At 32.5% G+C, this 21,805-nt stretch carries 24 protein-coding genes; 16 read left to right on the top strand and 8 right to left on the bottom strand.

The window, feature by feature from the left end; all coding sequences use genetic code 11:
• The first annotated feature begins 202 nt into the window (after positions 1–202).
• The 5 genes from NYQ10_RS10715 to NYQ10_RS10695 all read left to right on the top strand — a co-directional run bounded on the left by NYQ10_RS10715 (position 203) and on the right by NYQ10_RS10695 (position 4,630).
• Positions 203–1,981 (top strand): ABC transporter ATP-binding protein, encoded by a 1,779-nt coding sequence (locus NYQ10_RS10715; RefSeq protein WP_289880705.1) that lies wholly within the window; start codon positions 203–205, stop codon positions 1,979–1,981.
• A gap of 68 nt (positions 1,982–2,049) precedes the next feature.
• Positions 2,050–2,418: a PUR family DNA/RNA-binding protein gene (locus NYQ10_RS10710; RefSeq protein ID WP_229352933.1), complete on the top strand. Its 369-nt coding sequence runs from the start codon at positions 2,050–2,052 to the stop codon at positions 2,416–2,418.
• A 166-nt stretch (positions 2,419–2,584) separates the two neighbouring features.
• Entirely contained in the window at positions 2,585–3,409 is an 825-nt protein-coding gene (locus tag NYQ10_RS10705; protein ID WP_289880703.1) for an alpha/beta hydrolase, read from the top strand.
• A gap of 23 nt (positions 3,410–3,432) precedes the next feature.
• Positions 3,433–3,975, top strand: a complete 543-nt coding sequence (locus NYQ10_RS10700; RefSeq protein WP_289880701.1) for an RBBP9/YdeN family alpha/beta hydrolase — start codon at positions 3,433–3,435, stop codon at positions 3,973–3,975.
• Positions 3,976–3,979: 4 nt separating this feature from the next.
• Complete coding sequence (locus NYQ10_RS10695) at positions 3,980–4,630, top strand: YIP1 family protein (protein WP_289880699.1); 651 nt, start codon at positions 3,980–3,982, stop codon at positions 4,628–4,630.
• On the opposite strand, the gene NYQ10_RS10690 is transcribed toward NYQ10_RS10695, so the two are convergent.
• Entirely contained in the window at positions 4,627–4,962 is a 336-nt protein-coding gene (locus tag NYQ10_RS10690) for a tRNA-binding protein (RefSeq protein ID WP_289880697.1), read from the bottom strand. The genes NYQ10_RS10695 and NYQ10_RS10690 overlap by 4 nt on opposite strands.
• Before the next feature lie 130 nt (positions 4,963–5,092).
• Here NYQ10_RS10690 and NYQ10_RS10685 point away from each other — a divergent pair, with 130 nt between their 5' ends.
• The 3 genes from NYQ10_RS10685 to NYQ10_RS10675 all read left to right on the top strand — a co-directional run bounded on the left by NYQ10_RS10685 (position 5,093) and on the right by NYQ10_RS10675 (position 7,445).
• Positions 5,093–5,986 carry an alpha/beta fold hydrolase gene (locus tag NYQ10_RS10685; RefSeq protein WP_289880695.1) on the top strand — a complete coding sequence of 298 codons (894 nt, stop codon included), beginning with the start codon at positions 5,093–5,095 and terminating at the stop codon, positions 5,984–5,986.
• Between the two features lie 126 nt (positions 5,987–6,112).
• Entirely contained in the window at positions 6,113–6,667 is a 555-nt protein-coding gene (locus NYQ10_RS10680; protein ID WP_289880693.1) for a thioredoxin family protein, read from the top strand.
• Between the two features lie 352 nt (positions 6,668–7,019).
• Positions 7,020–7,445: a GreA/GreB family elongation factor gene (locus NYQ10_RS10675; RefSeq protein ID WP_289880690.1), complete on the top strand. Its 426-nt coding sequence runs from the start codon at positions 7,020–7,022 to the stop codon at positions 7,443–7,445.
• Between the two features lie 105 nt (positions 7,446–7,550).
• Here NYQ10_RS10675 and NYQ10_RS10670 read toward each other — a convergent pair whose 3' ends face one another.
• From NYQ10_RS10670 to NYQ10_RS10640, 7 genes are all read right to left on the bottom strand, one after another.
• A complete protein-coding gene (locus NYQ10_RS10670) occupies positions 7,551–7,853 on the bottom strand; it encodes a c-type cytochrome (protein ID WP_289880689.1) in 303 nt (100 codons plus the stop codon).
• A gap of 91 nt (positions 7,854–7,944) precedes the next feature.
• Positions 7,945–8,877, bottom strand: coding sequence for a peptidylprolyl isomerase (locus NYQ10_RS10665; RefSeq protein WP_276174589.1), 933 nt, complete (start codon positions 8,875–8,877; stop codon positions 7,945–7,947).
• Positions 8,878–8,928: 51 nt separating this feature from the next.
• Positions 8,929–10,086, bottom strand: coding sequence for an MFS transporter (locus tag NYQ10_RS10660; protein WP_289880688.1), 1,158 nt, complete (start codon positions 10,084–10,086; stop codon positions 8,929–8,931).
• A gap of 199 nt (positions 10,087–10,285) precedes the next feature.
• Positions 10,286–10,633 carry a cupin domain-containing protein gene (locus NYQ10_RS10655; RefSeq protein WP_289880685.1) on the bottom strand — a complete coding sequence of 116 codons (348 nt, stop codon included), beginning with the start codon at positions 10,631–10,633 and terminating at the stop codon, positions 10,286–10,288.
• 50 nt (positions 10,634–10,683) lie between these two features.
• Positions 10,684–11,556, bottom strand: a complete 873-nt coding sequence (locus NYQ10_RS10650; RefSeq protein WP_289880683.1) for a sugar phosphate isomerase/epimerase family protein — start codon at positions 11,554–11,556, stop codon at positions 10,684–10,686.
• 30 nt (positions 11,557–11,586) lie between these two features.
• Positions 11,587–12,120: an NADPH-dependent FMN reductase gene (locus NYQ10_RS10645; RefSeq protein WP_289880680.1), complete on the bottom strand. Its 534-nt coding sequence runs from the start codon at positions 12,118–12,120 to the stop codon at positions 11,587–11,589.
• 99 nt (positions 12,121–12,219) lie between these two features.
• A complete protein-coding gene (locus tag NYQ10_RS10640; protein WP_289880678.1) occupies positions 12,220–12,573 on the bottom strand; it encodes a hypothetical protein in 354 nt (117 codons plus the stop codon).
• 245 nt (positions 12,574–12,818) lie between these two features.
• Between NYQ10_RS10640 and trmD the strand changes: the two genes are divergently transcribed.
• From trmD to NYQ10_RS10600, 8 genes are all read left to right on the top strand, one after another.
• Positions 12,819–13,499, top strand: coding sequence for a tRNA (guanosine(37)-N1)-methyltransferase TrmD (gene trmD, locus NYQ10_RS10635; protein WP_289880677.1), 681 nt, complete (start codon positions 12,819–12,821; stop codon positions 13,497–13,499).
• A 216-nt stretch (positions 13,500–13,715) separates the two neighbouring features.
• On the top strand, positions 13,716–14,066 hold the full coding sequence (rplS, locus tag NYQ10_RS10630) for a 50S ribosomal protein L19 (protein WP_276174596.1): 351 nt from the start codon (positions 13,716–13,718) through the stop codon (positions 14,064–14,066).
• A 280-nt stretch (positions 14,067–14,346) separates the two neighbouring features.
• On the top strand, positions 14,347–16,566 hold the full coding sequence (locus NYQ10_RS10625; protein ID WP_289880675.1) for an NADP-dependent isocitrate dehydrogenase: 2,220 nt from the start codon (positions 14,347–14,349) through the stop codon (positions 16,564–16,566).
• Positions 16,567–16,708: 142 nt separating this feature from the next.
• A complete protein-coding gene (locus NYQ10_RS10620; RefSeq protein WP_289880674.1) occupies positions 16,709–19,093 on the top strand; it encodes a TonB-dependent receptor in 2,385 nt (794 codons plus the stop codon).
• Between the two features lie 29 nt (positions 19,094–19,122).
• Positions 19,123–19,944: a DUF4249 domain-containing protein gene (locus NYQ10_RS10615; RefSeq protein ID WP_289880672.1), complete on the top strand. Its 822-nt coding sequence runs from the start codon at positions 19,123–19,125 to the stop codon at positions 19,942–19,944.
• 3 nt (positions 19,945–19,947) lie between these two features.
• Complete coding sequence (locus NYQ10_RS10610) at positions 19,948–20,430, top strand: GyrI-like domain-containing protein (protein WP_289880671.1); 483 nt, start codon at positions 19,948–19,950, stop codon at positions 20,428–20,430.
• Positions 20,430–20,879 (top strand): DinB family protein, encoded by a 450-nt coding sequence (locus tag NYQ10_RS10605; protein ID WP_289880669.1) that lies wholly within the window; start codon positions 20,430–20,432, stop codon positions 20,877–20,879. The genes NYQ10_RS10610 and NYQ10_RS10605 overlap by 1 nt, the downstream gene beginning before the upstream one ends.
• 124 nt (positions 20,880–21,003) lie before the next feature.
• Positions 21,004–21,666, top strand: coding sequence for a thiamine diphosphokinase (locus tag NYQ10_RS10600; protein ID WP_289880667.1), 663 nt, complete (start codon positions 21,004–21,006; stop codon positions 21,664–21,666).
• The last annotated feature ends 139 nt before the right edge of the window (positions 21,667–21,805 follow it).

Raw genomic sequence — 21,805 nt, 5'->3', positions numbered from 1 at the left:
CGCTAGTATTAATTAGGTTAAAATTATGAATTCGTCAAAAAGACAACTCAAACATAATTAAAAAATACACATGTGCTAATTTTTTATCTATAAAATAACAATTTTACAATATAATTGTTTTGATTAAATCGCAAATTATTATAACTTTATTTAATAATAATTCTTAAATACAAATCAATTCAATATCAGATTTCTTAAAAAAATGAAAGAATTAAGCTATTTAAACAAATATTTCATCAAATATAAATACAGTTTTTCGCTTGGTATTTTAATAACTATAATCTCACAAATTTTTGCACTCTTTACTCCTAAGCTAATCAGCAAGTCTTTGGACTCGATCGAAAGATTTGATAAACTTTCAAAAGCAGAACAATCTTCTCAATTAATTATTGATTCTTATTATGAAGGCTTGGTTCATAATGTATTACTAATTATTGCAACGGCAATTATTTCAGGTTTTTTCCTTTTTCTAACGCGTCAAACATTAATTGTTATGTCGCGCCATATCGAATTTGACTTGAAAAATGAGGTTTTCAGACAATATGAAAATCTTTCGCAGACTTTTTACAAACAAAACCGAACTGGGGATTTAATGAACCGTATCAGCGAAGACGTTTCAAAAGTCCGCATGTACGTTGGACCAGCCGTTATGTATACTATTAATACTGTGATCCGTTTTGCTATCGTTATATTATATATGTATAATGTTTCTCCGCTGTTAACGCTATATACTATATTACCGCTTCCGATTCTTTCGTATTGCATTTTCAAATTAAGCTCAGAAATCAATAAACGAAGCACTACTTTTCAGCAGTACCTTTCTAAGGTTTCGAGTTTCACACAAGAAACATTTTCGGGAATTAGAGTAATCAAAGCGTATTCATTAGAAAATCAATACCAAAATAATATGGTCGATCTTGCCGAAGAAAGCAAACGCAAAAGTTTAAGCTTAGCAAGAGTTCAATCTTTATTCGGACCTTTAATGATTGCCCTTATCGGAATCAGTAATTTGGTTGTGATTTATTTTGGAGGCGTAATGTACATTAACGGAAGTATCCCAAACATTGGAACAATTGCTGAGTTTATTTTATATGTAAATATGCTGACTTGGCCCGTTGCTTCGTTAGGCTGGGTTTCGTCTATGGTTCAAGAGGCAGAAGCTTCTCAAAAGCGTTTGAATGAATTTTTGAAGATCGAACCCGAAATTAAAAACAACAACGAAAATTCATCTGACATTCAAGGAAATATTAGTTTCGAAAATGTTTCTTTCACATATAAAGATACCAATATTGAAGCGTTGAAAAACATCTCTTTTACTGTAAAAAAAGGAGAAACTTTAGCTATTCTAGGAAAAACAGGTTCTGGAAAATCAACCATTCTTTCTTTGATTTCGAGATTATATGATGTAACAGATGGTGAAGTGAAAATTGATGAAAACGAAATCAGCTCGTTAAACCTCAACGATCTTCGAAATAATATCGGAATCGTTCCTCAAGATGCTTTCTTGTTTTCAGATACTATTAAAAATAACATCAAATTCGGAAATGAAAATGCGACTGATGAAGAAGTATTTACAGCTGCTAAAAATGCAGTCGTTCACGACAATATTATTGCATTTAACAAACAGTATGACACTATTTTAGGAGAAAGAGGAATTACCCTTTCAGGCGGGCAAAAACAACGTGTTTCGATTGCAAGAGCCATTATTAAAAATCCTGCCATCCTACTTTTTGACGATTGTCTATCAGCAGTTGATACTGAAACCGAAGAAATGATTTTAAACAATTTATTTGAGATTTCTAAAGACAAAACAACCATAATTGTAAGCCATCGAGTGTCATCTGCAAAGAATGCAGACAAAATTATCATACTCGAAGATGGTAAGATTATTCAACAAGGTTCTCATAATCAATTAATAAATCAAGAAGGATATTATGCATCGTTATATTTAAAACAACTTTCGGAAAAAGAATTACTTTAATTGTTGCGTAATAGATAATTTTTTATGATTTTTGAGTACTATTAATTCCAAAAATGATAGAACGTATTATGAGAGAAAATGACATGTTAGAAAAAGAAGAGATTTTTTCTAAAGTATTACGAGCAGGAAGAAGAACTTATTTCTTTGATGTGAGAGCTACCAAAGCTGATGATTACTATATCACGATTACCGAAAGCAAAAAATTTACTGAAGAAGACGGTTCGTTTCACTTCAAAAAACACAAAATTTACTTATACAAAGAAGATTTTAGTGCTTTTGCCGAAATATTAGAAGAAATGACTTCATACGTTTTGAACCACAAAGGCGAAGAAGTAATTTCTGAAAGACATCAAAAAGATTTTAAAAAAGAATACAGCTCTGAAAAAGTAGAAACCCAAAGATCTAGCTTTACAGATATTGATTTTGATGATATTTAATTCAAAATAAAACTTTTCAAAAAGTACGAGTCCAAATTGTTCTGCATTTTGGACTTTTTTTATACATTTATATATGAGACGTGAATTGTAAAATGTGAGACGTGCAATTCGCTTATTTTTCTCAAATGATATTTTACTTCTAACATTTCACATCTAACAACAAAAAATGAAAAAATTAATTCTTCTTTTCAGTTTCATCTTCTTCGGAATTTCTCTTTCTGCACAAAATCTAGAATACGAAACAAAAAATAACATTCAATATTACAATGCTACTGTAAATAAATCTGATAAATATATTAACGAAAGATGTGTATTAGATATTTACTATCCAAAAAATAAAAAAGATTTCGCAACTATCGTCTGGTTTCATGGCGGCGGATTAACAGGCGGAAATAAAGAAATTCCTGAGGCTTTAAAAAATAAAGGTTTTGCTATTATTGGAGTTAATTACAGACTTTCGCCAAAAGCAAAAGCGGCAAAATCTATTGAAGATGCAGCAGCGGCAGTAGCTTGGGCTTTTAATAATATTTCAAATTACGGAGGTGATAAATCTCAAATTTTTGTTTCTGGACATTCAGCTGGTGGATATTTAGCTTTAATGATTGGTCTTAATAAAAAATATCTTCAGAAAGAAAACATTGATGCAAATCAAATTGCAGGATTAATTCCATTTAGCGGACAATGCATCACGCATTTTGAAATTAGAAGAGAAAACGGAATTCCAGAAAAACAGCCTACAATTGACGAATTTGCTCCTTTATACCATGTTCGCGCAGATGCTCCGCCTTTATTGTTAATCACTGGAGATCGTGAATTAGAAATGTTAGGACGTTATGAAGAAAACGCCTATATGGCAAGAATGATGAAATTGGTTGGACATACTCAAACTAAATTGTACGAATTAGACGGTTACGGTCACGGAATGACAGAACCTGGTTTTCCACTTTTGGTTAATGAAGTAAACAGAATTTTAAAAGAACGCAAAAAATAATCACTAAATAAAATTCCACGGCAATGGAGACACAATTATTAATTATACCGGGACTTGGAGATTCTGGAGAAAAACATTGGCAAACCTTTTGGCATGCAAAATTCGAAAACTCAATTCGTGTTGTGCAAGATAATTGGGACGAACCAATTCGAGAAGAATGGCTTAAAAGATTAAACGAAAATATTTCAAAACTAGACAAACCAACTATTTTAGTAGCACATAGTTTAGCGGTTTCATTAGTTTTACATTGGGCCGAAAAAAATAATAATCCAAATATAATTGGCGCATTTTTAGTTGCTCCCGCTGATGTCGATTCACCTCAACACACACCAGAATGCACTAGAAATTTTTCGCCTATTCCGCTTTACAAATTACCATTTCCTTCTGTAGTTGTGGCAAGCGAAAATGATCCTTATGCGTCTTTTGAAAGAAAAAAATATCTTGCAGAAAAATGGGGAAGCGATTTTGTAAATGTTGGTCAGCAAGGTCACATTAACTCCGATTCTGATTTAAAATTTTGGGAAGAAGGACAAGATATACTAAAAGATTTCATTGCTAAAATCTAGAAAAATGACAAATTATAATTCGAAAGAAGAAGCTGTTAATCCAAAAAATATTTTAGAAAAAATATGCACTTCTCCAAAAAAAGCTTTTCAATTTATTGATAATTACAAATACAATAAGCACGTAATATTATTATTAATTCTATCTGGAATTGTTAAAGCACTTGACAAAGCAGAAACGAAAAGTATGGGAGATAATATTCCCATTTGGGGAATTATTGGTTTTAGTCTTTTAATTGGTCTTCTTTTCGGATGGTTATTAAATTACATTTATGCATTTCTAGTAAGCAAAACAGGGGAATATCTTAACGGAAAAGCAAGTACAGAATCAATTTTAAGAGTACTTGCTTACTCCTTAATCCCAGCAATCATTTCTTTATTTGTATATTTTGTTCAAATTTTATTCTATGGAAATTCGATTTTTCAATCTACATTCTTATACTCCAGCGATGAATTATTAAACAATATTATTTCTTATATTTTTATTTTCATCGATCTATTTTTAATGGTGTGGTCCTTAATACTTCTTATAATTGGAGTATCAATTGTACAGAAATTTTCTATTGGAAAAGCAATAGTAAATATACTTTTACCAGCAATTTTAATAGTGCTTATTTTTCTTATTCTATATGTAGTTATTGACTTAATAGCCCATTAACCAATGCGCAAACCATTTTCTATCTTAAAATCGGGAGCCAATAGAATAACGTCTCCCTCCTCGCCTACAGCGCCGAGAACCAAACATTCGCTCATAAATTTTCCAATTTGTTTTTTAGGAAAATTGACAACCGCAACAATCTGACGATTCAACAAATCCTCTTTTTGGTATCTTTTTGTTATTTGCGCCGATGATTTTCTAATCCCAATTTCAGATCCGAAATCAATTGTAAGTTGAAAAGCTGGTTTTCGTGCTTCGGGAAAATCATTTACATCTATAATTGTTCCAACACGCATATCAGTTCTTTCAAATTCGCTCCAAGTTAAATCCATTTCTATAGTGTTAAATTACAAACCTATTAATTTTGTAATTAATCGTCCTAATTCTGTAACCCTTTTCTTTCGCTTCCATTCTAATTTTACTTAAATAAAAGAATTAAACTCACGTAAAAAAAGATATATCATGGAACATACAGAACCAAATGCCTGCCTTTCTATAAAAGATTTTGAATCTAACTTAAAACAGATTCATACAGATAAATATATTGAAACCGCACAAAATGTGAGGCTTTATGTAAAAGATTACGGTCAGGGAAAACCTGTAATTTTAATACATGGCTGGCCACTCTCTAATGAAATGTGGGAATATCAAATTGATCATTTAGTACAAAATAATTTCAGAGTTATTGCATATGACCGTCGCGGTTTCGGAAAATCATCTCAACCTTGGGACGGATACGATTACGACACCTTAACAGATGATCTTCAGGAAATTATTGAACAATTAGAATTAGAAAATGTAACGCTTGTTGGCTTCTCAATGGGCGGTGGAGAAGTTGTTCGCTATTTTAGCCGTCATGGTGGAAAAAATGTTTCTAAAATTGCTTTAATATCTTCTATTATTCCATTTTTATTAAAAACAAATGATAATCCAGACGGACATCCAAAAGAAAAAAGCGAAAATACTGCCGCAGCAATCAAAGAAGATAGAATTGGATTTATTGATAATTTCGGAAAAACTTTTTTTGGTATCAATATCATCAACAAACCATTAAGTACGCCTTTGTTAGAATATTACAGATCTCTTTGTTCTGTGGCTTCTCCCCGTGCAACATTAAAATGTGCTGAATCATTTTCATTTACCGATTTTAGAGATGAATTGGATTTTATAAAAGTTCCCACGCTTATCATTCATGGAAACGATGATAAAATTGTTCCAATAGATCTTACTTCAAGAAAAGCTGCTGAAAGTATTAAGAATAATACATTTATAGAATACGAAGGCGCTCCTCACGGATTATTTTATACTGATAGAGAAAAACTAAATGAAGATTTACTTCAGTTTTTAAATTCATAAAAAAATAAAAAGTATCCCAAGAAGCAAGCTAAATGGGCTAACTGCTTCTTTGGATACTTTTTTATTCTTGTGCTCTTTTATTTACAGATTTTTAAAGCTATTTTTGAAAATCAAATTTCTAGTAAAATGGCACGAACAGAATCTACAATGCTTCCTTTAGGCACAATTGCTCCAGATTTTTATCTAAAAGATACTAATTCTAATGATACTTTATCTTTTGAAGATTTGAAAGGATCGAAAGGAACTTTGGTCATGTTTATCTGTAATCATTGTCCATTTGTGCATCATGTTATGCCAGAAGTAATTATGGTTGCTAATGATTATCGTGTTCAAGGACTTGGCGTAATTGCTATTTCTAGCAATGATGTTGTAAAATACCCACAGGATTCTCCAGAATTAATGGCCGATTTTGCTCTAGAAAATAAAATTGATTTTCCTTATTTATACGATGAAAGTCAAGAAACGGCGAAAGCTTATCAAGCAGCTTGCACTCCAGATTTTTATTTATTTGATAGTCAAGACAAATTATTTTACCGCGGACAACTCGATGATTCTAGACCTGGCAACGGAATTCCTCTTAGCGGAAACGATTTAAGAGGCGCAATTGACGCCCTAATTTACAACCGAAGTTTGAAGGAAACACAGAAACCAAGTTTGGGCTGTGGCATTAAATGGAAGTAAATACGTATAAAATTCAAAAAGATTACCTATCTTTGCAGATCAATTTTAATCTCCTTATGGGAAATATAATATCACATACAGCTTCTATAAAGACGTTTTGCAATGCAAGACCGTTTTGTGCTGTAATTATTTCGCATAATAAGGCCTTTATTTTTTAGGCCTCCGTCTACTTCAATTTCTTCTTTCGGGCGGAGGATTTTACATCAGTTTAAACATTTCGTTATTTGACAAAATAATATTTTGATCAAGTATTTTTTTGTTTTTCCTATTATTTAAAATTTTGCCATTTTAATTTGGTAAATGACCTGTTGTCAAATCAAAAAAGAAGAAATCATTAAAACGAACAATAATAATGCATAACAATAAAATTCAAATAGATATGAAACCTATTCCAACTTTCTGTAAATCAGATTATCAATTTTTAAGAGAATTGATTTTAAAAAGCAAAAACTCAACAAATACTAAAGAAGCCAATCAACTTTCGCAAGAATTAGATCGTGCTGTAATAAGTAAAGAAAACGAACTTGACAGTTCGGTAATCAGAATTAATTCATTTGTAACGATAGAAGATGTACAAGCCAAGAAACAAATGAAAATTCAAATCGTTTTGCCTTCTGCTGCAGATGTAAAACAATCTAAAATATCAATTCTAGCGCCTTTAAGCGTTGCTATTATTGGTTTTAAAGAAAATGACGAAGTTGATTGGGAATTACCAGCTGGAGTTAAAACTTTAAAAGTAATTGCTGTAGATAATACGGAAGTATTGCATCATTCATAACTTATTAAACACCTCATTCTGTGACGGTGTTTTTTTTATATCTATTTGAAAATAAAAAAACTGTTCGATTGAACAGTTTTTTTTATAGTTTTTTAAAATATAGAATTACAATTGTGAATCAATATAATTTGTAATTGATGCCATTTGAGTTTCATCTAATTTTGCTTTTTTACCCATTCTAACCAAAATTGGTGTCCATTCTTCTTTTGTAAACTTTTTTGGTTCGTACAATTTGTGGCATTTTGCACAATTATTATCATACAAATTTTTACCTGCTTCTAATTCAGGTGTTAATGCAACAGTTTTAGAAGCTTCTGCTACAGGCGCAGATACAACTGGCGCAGCTTTCTGAGTTCCGCAAGAAACCACAAATAATGCAAGTCCTCCAAGAATTAAAATATTTTTCATCGTCTTTGTTTTTTAGTAAATATAAAAAAATCCCATATGCCAAAACATATGGGATTACTATTTAAAACAATACTAAATTGTTTATAAACTCTTATTTCACGTCCATTAATTCAACGTCAAAAATCAAAGTTGCATGAGGAGGAATAACTCCGCCAGCACCAGATGGTCCATAAGCCAAATCAGATGGAATTACAAAACGAGCTTTGTCTCCAACTTGCAATAAAGCGATACCTTCGTCCCATCCTTCGATAACTTGTCCGATTCCTAATTTAAATTCGATTGGTTTTTTACGTGGGTAAGAAGAATCAAAAACTTTTCCGTTTTCTAAAGATCCTTCGTAGTGAACAGAAACTGTTTTTCCAGCTTCCGCTTTTTTACCTTCGCCTTTTTGAATCATTTTATAACGTAAACCACTTTCAGTTCTATCAAAACCAGCAGCCAATTGTTCCATTTTTGCTTCAGATTCTGCTTTTAAAGCTGCTTCTCTTTTCATTCTAGCACCTTTTAAACCGATAAAAGCTTCAATTGCATTCCATTTTTGAGCTTCATCGCCAACTCTGATAATTTCTAATGTTTCTAAAGCATCACCTTGAGCAACAGCATCAACAACATCTTGTCCTTCCACAACGTGACCAAAAACTGTATGTTTTCCGTCTAACCAAGGAGTTGGAACATGAGTGATAAAGAATTGAGAACCATTAGTTCCAGGACCAGAATTTGCCATAGATAAAACTCCCGGACGGTCGTGTTTTAAACTCGGCACAAACTCGTCATCAAATTTATATCCAGGATCTCCAGTTCCAGTTCCTTTTGGGCAACCACCTTGAATCATGAAATCAGCAATTACTCTGTGGAAGTTTAAACCATCATAGAATTTTTGTCCTTGAGGTTTTACTTTATTTTCCATATTTCCTTCTGCAAGAGCTACAAAGTTTCCTACAGTTCCAGGTGTTAAATCGTGTGTTAGTTTAACTAAAATCGAACCTTTGCTAGTGTTGAATTTAGCGTATATTCCGTTTTCCATGTTGTTATTTTTAATTTGAACGCAAATTTACAAATTAATTTTTTAATCAATTTACGCTTTTTGTTTTTTAGTCCCGAAGCGTCGGGATGATTTATAAGTAAGTCCATAAATCGTTAATGATATCAACGATAAAATCATGCAACCAATTGTTACAGCATGCCAACCGCCGATTTTCCATAGCAATAATCCGTATGCAGAACCTGCTGCTGTTCCTAAAAATGTAAGTGACATAAATACCGTATTCAATCTATTTCTAGCTTCTGGAAGCAGCGAATAAACACGGGTTTGATTAGAAATATGAACGCCTTGAATTCCGATATCTATAAATACAATTCCAATTGCAATTCCGATAACACTTTCGATTGAAAAATAGAAAATCAAAAAGCTTATTAAAACTAATAAAATTCCGTAACCGACCGCAATTCTCGAATTTCCTTTGTCTCCCAATTTTCCAACAAGCGGCGCCGCCAAAGCTCCAGAAGCACCAACAATTCCGAATAAACCAATTGTTGCACTATTAAAACCGAAAGGTTCTCCCGAAAGCAGCAAAACCATTGTCGTCCAGAAAGCTCCAAATTGAGCAAAACTAAAAACATTAATTGCTGTTGCTTCGCGTAAAATTGGCTCCGTTTTTATTAGCGTAAACAAAGACTTAATCAGCTGTCCATAAGTTCCTTGAAACTGAGGTTTGTTAACTGGAAATTTATTTTGAATAACAAAAAAGATCAAAAGACAAATTCCTGCCGCAATATAAAACATCGATCTCCAACCTAAAACCTGACCAATAAAACCGCTCAATGTTCGCGAAAGCAAAATTCCAACTAACAGTCCGCTCATAATTGTTCCGACTACTTTTCCTCGCTGTTCAGGCGCACTTAGAGAAGCTGCCAATGGCAAAATAAGCTGCGGCACAATTGAAGTAATTCCGATAAGTAATGACGCTATTTGCAAAACCAGAAAACTTTTAGCTGTTGCAGCAATTAGCAAAGCAATTACGGTAGCAAAAGTTGTTATTAAAATTTGCTTTTTTCGTTCTAATTTATCGCCAAGCGGCACCATAAAAAACAACCCAATCGCATAACCCGCCTGAGTAAGATAAGTTATCGTTCCGGCATTGGCTTCTGGAATTTTAAATTCGTTGGCAATTAAAACAATCAAAGGCTGGCAGTAGTAAAGATTTGCAACTATAAGTCCAGTGCAAACTGCCATAAAAAGTACATTTGTCTTAGATAAATTCATGCTGCAAAAATACCAATCTAATCTTTATTAAAACTTTAAAAAAAGTATAATTTTTGAGATTTTTCAAACCGTATAAGTCATATAAGTTTATTTTTAATGGCTTGAATAAACTCAAAAACCAAAAAACTTAAATCTCTTAAATCACTTATATGGTTGTTTATTTAAGCTTTTAATAATTCAAAAAATCTTCTCTTGCTGGACTAAAAACATCTGTTAACATACCCGTTTCTAAACATACAACTCCATGAATTGCGTGTGGCGGAATGTAGAAACTATCGCCTTGCTTTAAAGTTTGAGTAACACCATTAATTGTAACATCAAATTTTCCGCTTTCTATATAAGTAACTTGCGTATGATAATGTTCATGTAAAACACCTATCGCATCTTTTTCAAAATGGACATTTACAAGCATTACTCTTTCATCAAAAGCCAAAATCTTACGTTTGATTCCTTCACCGACTACTTCCCACTCTATTTCGTCTCCTTTTATAAATCCTTTACTAGTTCCTATATTCATAAGTTCAAAATTGATTTTTGTAATAATATAACATTTTTGATGAATCTTTTTCAGATTAAATTTTTAGAAATAAAATCACAACTCGTTTTAATTGATTCAAAAGAACTTGAAGCAAAATTATTTTCCTGTTCTACAAAAAAATGAACCATTCCTGATTGTTTTGCTGCTGCAAATAATGGTTTAAAATCGATTGTTCCAGAACCAACTTCTGTATTCAAATCATTATTCTTTTTATCCTTATCTTTTACATGCCACATTTTAAAACGTCCCGGATTTTTTTTGAATAATTCTAAAGGATCATTTCCTGAGTGAATTACCCAATACAAATCCAATTCAAAAAAGACTAAATCTTTATCCGTTTCTTTTAGTAAAATTTCAAAACCCGTAACACCATCATGTTTTTGAAATTCGAAATCATGATTATGATAAGCCAGTTTTAAACCTGCTTTTTTGCACATTATTGCCGCTTCGTTTACGCGAGCCGCAATTTTTTTATAATCTTCAATATTTCTTCTAAAAGGTTCATCTACCCACGGAATAGTTAAAAACTCACTTTCTAAAATTTTAGCAGCTTCGATTGACGCAATTAATTCTTCTTTATTTCCATCATAAAGAAAACTTCCTAAATTGTAATGTCCGCTTACTGCTTTCAGATTATTTTCATTGAGAATCTTTTTTAGTTCTTTAGGCGTTAATCCCCAAAACTGATCTTTAATGGAAAATCCATACGTTTCAACTGTCGAATATCCAGCTTTGGCAACTTTTTCTAAAGTTGATTTTACATCCTTCGGAAGCTCTTTACGAAGTGTATACAACTGTAATCCTATTTCTTTTTTTTTCATAGAAAATGCAAATGATGGTGAGGCCAAAACTGCAGTCGTGGCAAGACCTGTGGTTACTATAAAATTTCTTCTTGTAATCATGTGGTTAGATAATTTAAGAAAGTAAATATATTATAAAAAATGATTCTCAAATTTCTTTACAAAATTTTGAAGCGAAATAGCGGTTTCAGAATCTATAATTTTTCCTTCTGAATCAATTTTTCCACGAACACCTTGAATTAATAGCTGCGTATTAGAATCAAAATCTGCTCCGAGAGTTTTCATAATCAACAAAAGCTGCTCGTGCGCCATATCTCCAGAAGCTGAAGCTGTTACCAAACCAACTTTTTTATTAGAAAAAATAGTTGTTGAAACAAACCATTCTAAGGCATTCTTTAAACTTTCCGGAAGGCTAAAAACATATTCGGGAGTACAAATAACTACTCCTTGTGCATCATTTATTTTATTTCTCAATGCAACAATTTCTTTTGGTGCGTTATCTATATCTAAGTCAGGATTAAAATGAGGAAGCTTATCTAAATCTTCAAAAATTTCTAATTCGAATTCCGATCGAAACTGACTAGAAATATATTGCAGAATTTTAAAATTACTCGAATCTTTTCTGGTGCTACCCGATATGGCTATGATTTTAATTTTTGATGACATTTATATATAAAAAAAAGTAGTAGTTCTAAATTAACATTTAAAATTACTACTTTTTTAGAGATTAAAATCTCAAAAGAAAATGCTTTTATTCAAAAGGCTTTATTTTTTTGAAGCCATCCCTATCGTTTTTACATCAACTGATTGAGGTGGAAATTTTTGTTTTTCGTTTCGCCAAGAAACAATTTTTCCAGATTTATTGATATACATATAATCATATTTCCAATAATAAGGACCTGCATTGCCAGAAACCTCTCGACCGTGATTTGTTGTAAAAATTTGATCTGCATAAAGTAATATCTCATTGTCCTGATCATCATGAAGAACTCTTATAGGAGGCCCCCATGCTTTCATCAATTTTTGTTTCGATTGTCCCACCCATTCATCATGAACATTGCTGGTCGAACAAGATATTTGCAAGAATAAAATTGCAATTAAAAGTAAAGTTTTTTTCATAAGTGTAAGGTAATTTTTAAAGTTTAGTTATATAGTCTACATAAATTTAACACTATTATTTCAAATAAACACAATGATAGTTTATCATAACATTAAATCCGATGAAAGTTACATTATATACGACGAAATGCATCTTTTGGTTTAAATCAAAAAAAATCAACTCAAAATAAGCGTTAGATAAATCTTTAGAAATTGACAAATATTAACTTTGTATCTTTGCCGACAAGAAAACTATTCAACAAGAAATGCGAATTGATATTATTACACTTTTACCAGAATTGTTAAGAAGTCCATTTGAGGCTTCGATTATGAAACGTGCTATCGACAAAGGTTTAGTTGAAGTACATTTTCACAATCTACGTGACTATAGCACAAATAGACAAAAAAGTGTAGACGATTATCCGTTTGGCGGTGGCGCAGGTATGGTAATGACTATTCAGCCTATTGACGACTGCATTACACATTTAAAAAGTCAGCGAGAATATGACGAAATAATTTATATGTCACCAGATGGCGAAACTTTGAACCAGAAAATGGCAAACAAAATGTCGATGTATGAAAACATTATTATTTTGTGCGGACATTATAAAGGTGTAGATCAAAGAGTTCGTGATCATTTTATAACCAAAGAAATTTCGATCGGTGATTATGTTTTATCGGGAGGAGAATTAGGCGCAATAGTTTTATCTGATGCTTTAATTCGATTAATTCCTGGTGTTTTAAGTGATGAAACCTCAGCTTTGACAGATAGTTTTCAGGACAATTTGCTTTCTGGACCTATATATACAAGGCCCGCAGAGTATAAAGGCTGGAAAGTTCCAGAAGTTTTAACCAGTGGCCACGCAGCAAAAATAGACAAATGGCGCGAAGACATGGCTTTTGAACATACAAAAAACAGACGACCAGATTTATTGGAAGGACACTAAAATTTAGTTTCAAGTTTAAGGTTATTTTTGTTTCAAGTTAAAACTCTCGATAGCAACAACTTGAAACTGAAACTTGAAACAAAACAAACTAAAAAATAATTTACAATTTATAATTCATAATTTATAATTATTTTTTACATTTGCACCCGAATTTGACCAACCTCTGGCGAGATCCGTGAATGTTGTTCTAATATAAAAACCATAATTTAAATTATCATGGCAGATTTATTAAAATTCGTTCAAGACGAATTCGTTGCTAGAAAAGATTTCCCTGAATTCGGAGCTGGAGACACAATCACTGTTTTCTACGAAATTAAAGAGGGTGAAAAAACAAGAACTCAGTTTTTTAAAGGAGTTGTAATTCAAAGAAGAGGTTCTGGTAACACAGAAACTTTTACTATCCGTAAAATGTCTGGATCTATTGGTGTTGAGCGTATCTTCCCAGTAAACTTACCAGCTTTACAAAAAATCGAAGTTAACAAGAAAGGTGCTGTACGTAGAGCTAGAATTTTCTACTTCAGACAACTTACTGGTAAAAAAGCTAAGATTAAAGATAAAAGAAGATAATCATTTATCAAAATGTTATAAAAAACTCGTTTCATATTCTTTGAAGCGAGTTTTTTTTATGTTCTAATTCTACCGCTAACAAAACCGTAATTTTTTAATACCAAAATCATCGATTTAGCAATTTAACGAGCTCGAAATAACAATCTGTTAATTTCGTCTTTTCTCAGCAAAACTCAACCGATTTCGTTGTGATTTTATTATATTTGCTCCGCTCATTTTGAGCCGAATATATCTTTGACATCGTTAACTCCTGACGATACGATTATAAAAAAAAAAGAAAATGAATAAATCAAAAATTTTTTACACCTTAACTGATGAGGCGCCGTTATTGGCAACCTATTCTCTTTTACCAATTGTTCAAGCATTTACAGCAACAGCTGGAATTGAAATCGAAACCAGAGATATTTCGCTGGCAGGAAGAATTTTATCAAACTTCCCAGATTCTTTGACTGATGCTCAAAAAACTGGAGATGCATTGGCTGAACTTGGCCAACTTGCAACTCAGCCAGAAGCTAACATTATTAAATTACCAAACATTTCAGCATCTGTACCGCAATTAAAAGCGGCTATTGCTGAATTACAATCGCACGGATACAACGTACCAAATTTTCCAGAAGATCCTCAAAACGATGCTGAAAAGGAAATTAAAGCAAAATATGCAAAAGTTTTAGGTTCTGCTGTAAACCCAGTTTTACGTGAAGGAAACTCTGACCGTAGAGCTCCAAGAGCAGTTAAAAACTTCGCAAAAGCAAATCCGCACTCTATGGGTGCTTGGTCTGCTGACTCTAAAACTAAAGTGGCTTCTATGTCAGGTGGTGATTTCTACGGAAGTGAAAAATCATTAACTGTTTCTGAAGCAAATGATGTAAAAATCGAATTTGTTGCTAAAGACGGAACTGCAACTGTTCTTAAAGCAAGCACTCCATTAAAAGCTGGAGAAATTATTGACAGCTCTGTTTTAAGTGTAAACAAATTAAAAGCTTTTGCTGCTGATGTAATCGCTGAAGCGAAAGCTGCAGGAGTTTTACTTTCTGTACACTTAAAAGCTACTATGATGAAAGTTTCTGATCCAATTATCTTTGGCGCTATCGTTGAAGTATATTTTGCAGATGTTTTCAAAAAATACGCTTCTTTATTTACTGAATTAAACGTTGATACAAGAAACGGTTTAGGCGATATCTACGCTAAAATCGCTGGAAGACCTGAGCAAGCTGAAGTTGAAGCTGCTATCGATCAGGCAATCGCAAACGGACCAGCTTTGGCAATGGTTAATTCTGATAAAGGAATTACAAACTTACACGTACCTTCTGACGTAATTGTTGACGCTTCTATGCCAGCAATGATTCGTACTTCTGGACAAATGTGGAACAAAGAAGGAAAAGCTCAAGATACATTCGCAGTTATTCCAGATAGATCTTATGCTGGAGTTTATACAGCAACTATCGATTTCTGTAAAAAACACGGTGCTTTTGATCCTAAAACAATGGGAAGCGTTCCTAACGTTGGATTAATGGCTCAAAAAGCAGAAGAATACGGATCTCACGATAAAACTTTCCAAATGAAAGCTGATGGTGTTGTTCGTGTTGTTGATGCAAACGGAAATGTTTTAATGGAGCAAAACGTTGAAGCTAATGACATTTTCAGAATGTGTCAGGCAAAAGACGCTCCGATTCAAGACTGGGTTAAATTGGCTGTAAACAGAGCTCGTTTATCTGATACTCCTGCTGTTTTCTGGTTAGACGAAAACAGAGCGCACGATAGAGAATTGATCGTAAAAGTTCAAAAATACCTTAAAGACTACGATACTACAAACTTAGATATCCGTATTTTAAACCCAATCGCTGCTACAGAATTTACATTAGATAGAATCATCAAAGGTTTGGATACTATTTCTGTAACCGGAAACGTTTTACGTGACTACTTAACAGATTTATTCCCAATTTTAGAATTAGGAACCTCTGCTAAAATGTTATCTATCGTTCCGTTAATGAACGGTGGTGGATTATTCGAAACTGGTGCTGGAGGTTCTGCTCCTAAACACGTTGAGCAATTTACAGAAGAAGGATATTTACGTTGGGATTCATTAGGAGAATTTTTAGCTCTTGGTGCTTCTTTAGAGCATTTAGGACAAACTTTAGACAATTCTAAAGCTATTGTTTTATCTGAAACTTTAGATCAGGCAAACGATAAATTCTTAGCAAATGATAAATCTCCAGCTCGTAAAGTTGGTCAGATTGACAACCGTGGATCTCACTTCTATTTAGCATTCTATTGGGCTCAAGCTTTGGCTGCTCAAACTAAAGATGCTGAATTAAAAGCAATCTTTACTCCAATTGCTGCTGAATTTGAAGCTAACGAAGCTAAAATCGATGCAGAATTAATTGGCGCTCAAGGAAAAGCTCAAAGCATTGGCGGATACTATCAGCCAACTCCTGAGTTAGTGAGCAAAGCAATGCGTCCTAGCGAAACTTTCAACGCTATTATTGCTAAAATCAAATAATTCAGAATACAATTGTATTTTTTAAATAAACAAAAGGACAACTCGCAAGGTTGTCCTTTTTTTATCTTAACTTATGTTTAACAATAGTTTTTTCAGAAAATGTAAGCAAGAATTACTATCTATGTAAATCAAAATCAATACAATGATTACAAAAAATACCTGCACATTTTTTCTTTTTATTTTAACGATTTTCACCTCATTTGCGCAGGAAAAATTCACTCTAAGCGGAACTATCAGTGACAGCAAAAACAACGAAACTCTAATTGGAGTTAATATCTATATTCCTTCATTAAAAATTGGAACAACTACAAACGAATACGGATTTTATTCTCTTTCTGCATCAAAAGGAGAATATGAAATTGAAATCAGTTATGTTGGATATAAAACCATTCAAAAAAATATCATTTTAAACCAAAATACTAAAAGCAATTTTTCAATTAGTGAAAGCGATGCAGAAGAACTTCAAGAAGTTGTTATTACAGATAATAAAGGCAAAATAAATATTAAGTCACCAGAAATGAGCGTAAACAAACTCTCCATTTCTACCATTAAAAAAATGCCGGTTGTTTTAGGAGAAGTTGATGTTCTTAAATCCATTTTATTACTTCCAGGCGTTACCAATGCAGGCGAAGGCGCTTCTGGATTTAATGTTCGCGGAGGCGGCGCCGATCAAAACTTGATTCTTTTGGATGAAGCTACAATTTTTAATTCTTCTCACGTTTTTGGATTTTTCTCTGTTTTTAATCCAGACGCCATTAAGGATTTAAAATTATACAAGGGAGGAATTCCAGCTCGCTACGGCGGAAGAGCTTCTTCGGTTTTAGACATTTATCAAAAAGACGGAAGCAGTAAAGATTTTCATATGAATGGCGGAATCGGCCTAATTTCCAGCCGACTTCTTGCTGAAGGTCCGATTGTGAAAGATAAAGGTTCTTTTTTGATTGGAGGAAGAGCTTCTTATGCGCATTTATTTTTAAAACTTTCAGAAGACAACAAAGATAATGCGGCATACTTTTATGATTTAAACACCAAATTAAGCTATAAACTTAACGACAACAACAGTTTATATTTGTCTGGCTATTTCGGACGTGATGTCTTTAGGTTAAATAAAAGTTTTACCAATACATACGGAAATTCAATTTTAAATTTGAGATGGAATCATTTGTATTCTGATAAATTATTCTCGAATCTCTCTTTAATTTACAGCGATTATTATTACGGATTAGATCTTGATTTTGTCGGTTTTAAATGGGATTCTGGAATTAAAAACTATAATATCAAATACGATTTCAAATATTATCTTTCTGATAAACTGAAGCTCAATTATGGTTTAAACGGAACATATTATGAATTTAATCCTGGAACTGTAAAACCTACAGGAACAGATTCTGGAATAAATCCGGATCAATTAGACAGAAAATATGCTTTTGAGCCTTCTGCGTATTTAGATGCAGAAAGTCAGCTTTCTAAAAAAATTAGCATCGCGTACGGATTACGATATAGTTTGTTTTATAGATTAGGATCTTCGACGATTAATTATTACGATAATAATCAGCCTGTTATCTATGATGCCGATTTACAGATTTATGAAAAAGGAACACCTTCATTCACAAAATATTTTAGCAAAAACAAAGTCATTAAGAGTTATGATAATTTCGAACCCAGATTTTCTATTTCTTATCAATCAAATGAAAATCAAGCTTTAAAGGCAAGTTATAACAGAATGGCGCAGTATCTTCAGCTAATTTCAAATACTTCTTCTCCTACTCCGTTAGATGTTTGGATGCCGAGTGATAATTACATAAAACCTCAATTGGCAGATCAGGTTGCTTTGGGTTATTTTAGAAACATCAAAAACGGTGATTATTCTTTTGAAATTGAAACCTATTATAAGGAGATTCAAAATAGATTAGATTATATTGACGGAGCAGATTTAATTGCCAACGATGCGATTGAACAAGTCATTTTAAATGGTCAAATGCGATCTTATGGTTTAGAAATTATGTTCAAGAAAAACAAAGGCAAGTTTAATGGCTGGATTTCTTATACTTTATCAAAATCAGAGCAGCAAACCCCAGGAAGAACGCCTGAAGAACCAGGAATTAATAATGGAAAATGGTACGCTTCTGCTTACGACAAAACGCATAATTTAGCTATCACATCTGCTTATAATTTGAACGAAAAATGGTCTTTTGGTGCCAATTTTGCCCTTCAGTCTGGACAGCCTGTAACTTATCCAAACGGACAATATGAATATTTAGGAATTACAGTTCCGAGTTACGGATTAAGAAATGAAAACCGACTTCCCGCTTATCATCATTTTGATATTTCGGCTACTTTGACACCGAGAAAAAATAAAGACAGAAATTGGAAAGGAGAATGGGTTTTCAGTATTTACAATCTCTATAATCGAATGAATGCCGCATCTATTAACTTTCGCCAAAATGTTGATACTGGCGTAAATGAAGCTGTACAATTATCTATATTCGGAGTTGTTCCAGCGGTAAGTTATAATTTCAAATTTTAAAAATGAAGTCAGAAACTAAAAACATACTTATGAAAAAATTAGTTTTTTTTATCGCATTTTTTACTTCACTTTTTTTTACAAGCTGTGAAGATGTTGTTGATGTTGACTTAGATACTGCTCCTCCTAAATTAGTAATTGAAGCCGCAATTAATTGGGAAAAAGGCTCAACAGGAAGACAGCAAGTTATTAAATTAACAACCACATCCGGTTATTATGATCAATTAGTGCCTATAGTTTCTGGCGCTGTAATTTTTGTAAATAATAGCAAAAACCAAAGATTTAATTTTATAGAACTTAATAAATCAGGTCGTTACGTCTGCAATAATTTTATTCCAGTTATTAATGAAACCTACACTCTAACCGTTATTAGCGGAGGAAATACCTACAAGGCCACAGAAACCTTAAAATCTGTTGCATTGATAACTCGAATTGAACAAAAAAACGATGGCGGTTTTACTGGAAAAGATGTCGAAATAAAAGCTTTTTATACCGATCCGGCTGATGAAGAAAATTATTATTTATTTAAATATGTTTATTCGAGCAAAGTAACTTCATCTTATTATGTGTCTGAAGATAAATTTTATCAAGGAAATGAAATCTACAGCAGTACCGAAGATGAGGATTTAAAACCTGGAGATGAAATCGAAGTAACACATTACGGAATTTCCAAACAATATTATAATTACATGAATATTCTGGTAAGCATTGCTGGTTCTAACGTTGGAGGTCCGTTTCAATCTCCGCCTGCAACTGTAAAAGGAAATATAATTAATACAACCGACAAAAATAATTATCCTCTAGGTTATTTCTCTTTGAGCGAAACCGATCATAAAAAATATAAAATCGAATAATTTATGCAGCCCTTAATCAAAACCTTAACCGAAAAAAAACTTACTGGTCATTTTATAGAAATGTCTTTCATCGAAAACAAAACTTTTCAATTATGGAATGGTTTTATGCCTAAAAAGAAAGAAATTAAAAATACAATAAATGCTAATTTGTATTCTCTAGAAGTTTATCCAGAACATTATTTTGATAATTTTAATCCTAGCGACAATTTTCAGAAATGGGCTGCTGTAGAAGTTTCTGACTTTGAAGATCTTCCGCATGGAATGAAAACATTGATTGTTTCTGGCGGTTTGTATGCGGTTTTTCTTCACTTTGGACCAGCAACAGAAGCTCATAAAACTTACAATTACATTTTTGCAGAATGGCTTCCCAATTCAGCATATATTGTTGACGAAAGACCTCATTTTGCTGTAATGGATGAAAAATATAAAAAAGACGATCCGAATTCTGAGGAAGAAATCTGGATTCCGATAAAAAATAGAAATTAATGGCACTTATTCAAACCCTAAAAATACTTTTTAATCGAGATTTAGATAAACTTAAATTCGAAATCGAATCGTATGAAAACGAAAATTCATTATGGATTATCGATAAAAACATATCCAATTCGGCAGGAAATCTTTGTCTTCATTTAATTGGAAATCTGAATACTTACATTGGATCCGAAATTGGAAAAACGGGTTATGTTCGAAATCGCCCTTTAGAATTTTCATTAAAAGATATTCCAAAATCAGAATTAATTCAAAAAATTGAAGATACAATTTCTGTAGTAAATAATGCTCTAGACTCTTTAACCGAAACTGATTTAGAAAAAATTTATCCTCAAATTGTATTTGAAAAAGAAATGACAACAGGATTTTTCTTAGTTCATCTTTCAACACATTTAGCTTATCATTTAGGACAAATAAATTACCACCGAAGATTACTAGACTTTTAGTTTTTTTTTGCCACAGATTATACAAATTAAAAGGATTAATCTAATTAATCAGTGAAATCTGTGGCAAAAAATTAGAAATCTAAAATTGTAGCTGTAACTTAGCACCACATTCAAAAAAACTCACATGTCATCACATCATATAGTCCGAGACGACCAGGAACCAGCTTTAATTATTGCAAATGGGGCGGCTTGCGATCCTGAACTTTTAGGACAATTATTAGAATGGTCTCCCCTAGTTGTTATTTTAGATTCGGCTATAGAAAGAGTAATTGAATTAGGTATAAAAGTCGATGTTCTTTTGGGAGATTTTGATAATGGATTTGATCCAGAAATTTACAAAACATCGCAATTCCCAATTGAAATTGTACACACTCCAGATCAAGAAAAAACCGATTTAGAAAAAGCTTTTGATTATCTTATCGAAAGAAAAATTCCTGCCGTAAACGTCGTTTGGGCAACTGGAAAACGTGCCGATCATACTATTACAAATTTGACTAATATTGTTCGTTATCGTAATTTATTGAAAATCGTAATTCTAGATGATCATTCGAAAATATTTCTTTTGCCAACTAAATTTGAAAAATGGTATACAGCAAAAACACCAATTTCTCTTATTCCGATTGGTATTGTAAACGGAATTTATTCTACTAATTTAAAATACGAATTAAACGACGATACGCTCACAATGGGCTACAGAACTGGAAGCAGTAATTCTGTCGAAAAAGACGGAATTGTAACGATAACGCATCGTGAAGGAGATTTGCTTTTAATGGAGTGTTTTGATTAGGAAGTTATAGAAAACAACAAGTCCCAACGGGACGAAATATTTATAGATAAAATGTTTTGTTTGAATTAAAGCTCCAGCGGAGCGATATATATTTATGTCGCTCCGCCGGAGCTTTTTCTTTAATGATAAATCAATCTAC

The sequence above is a fragment of the Flavobacterium johnsoniae genome, assembly GCF_030388325.1.
GTDB classification, from domain to species: domain Bacteria; phylum Bacteroidota; class Bacteroidia; order Flavobacteriales; family Flavobacteriaceae; genus Flavobacterium; species Flavobacterium johnsoniae_C.
Note: the sequence above shows the minus strand (reverse complement) of the source record. Positions and strands in the feature narration are given on the sequence as shown.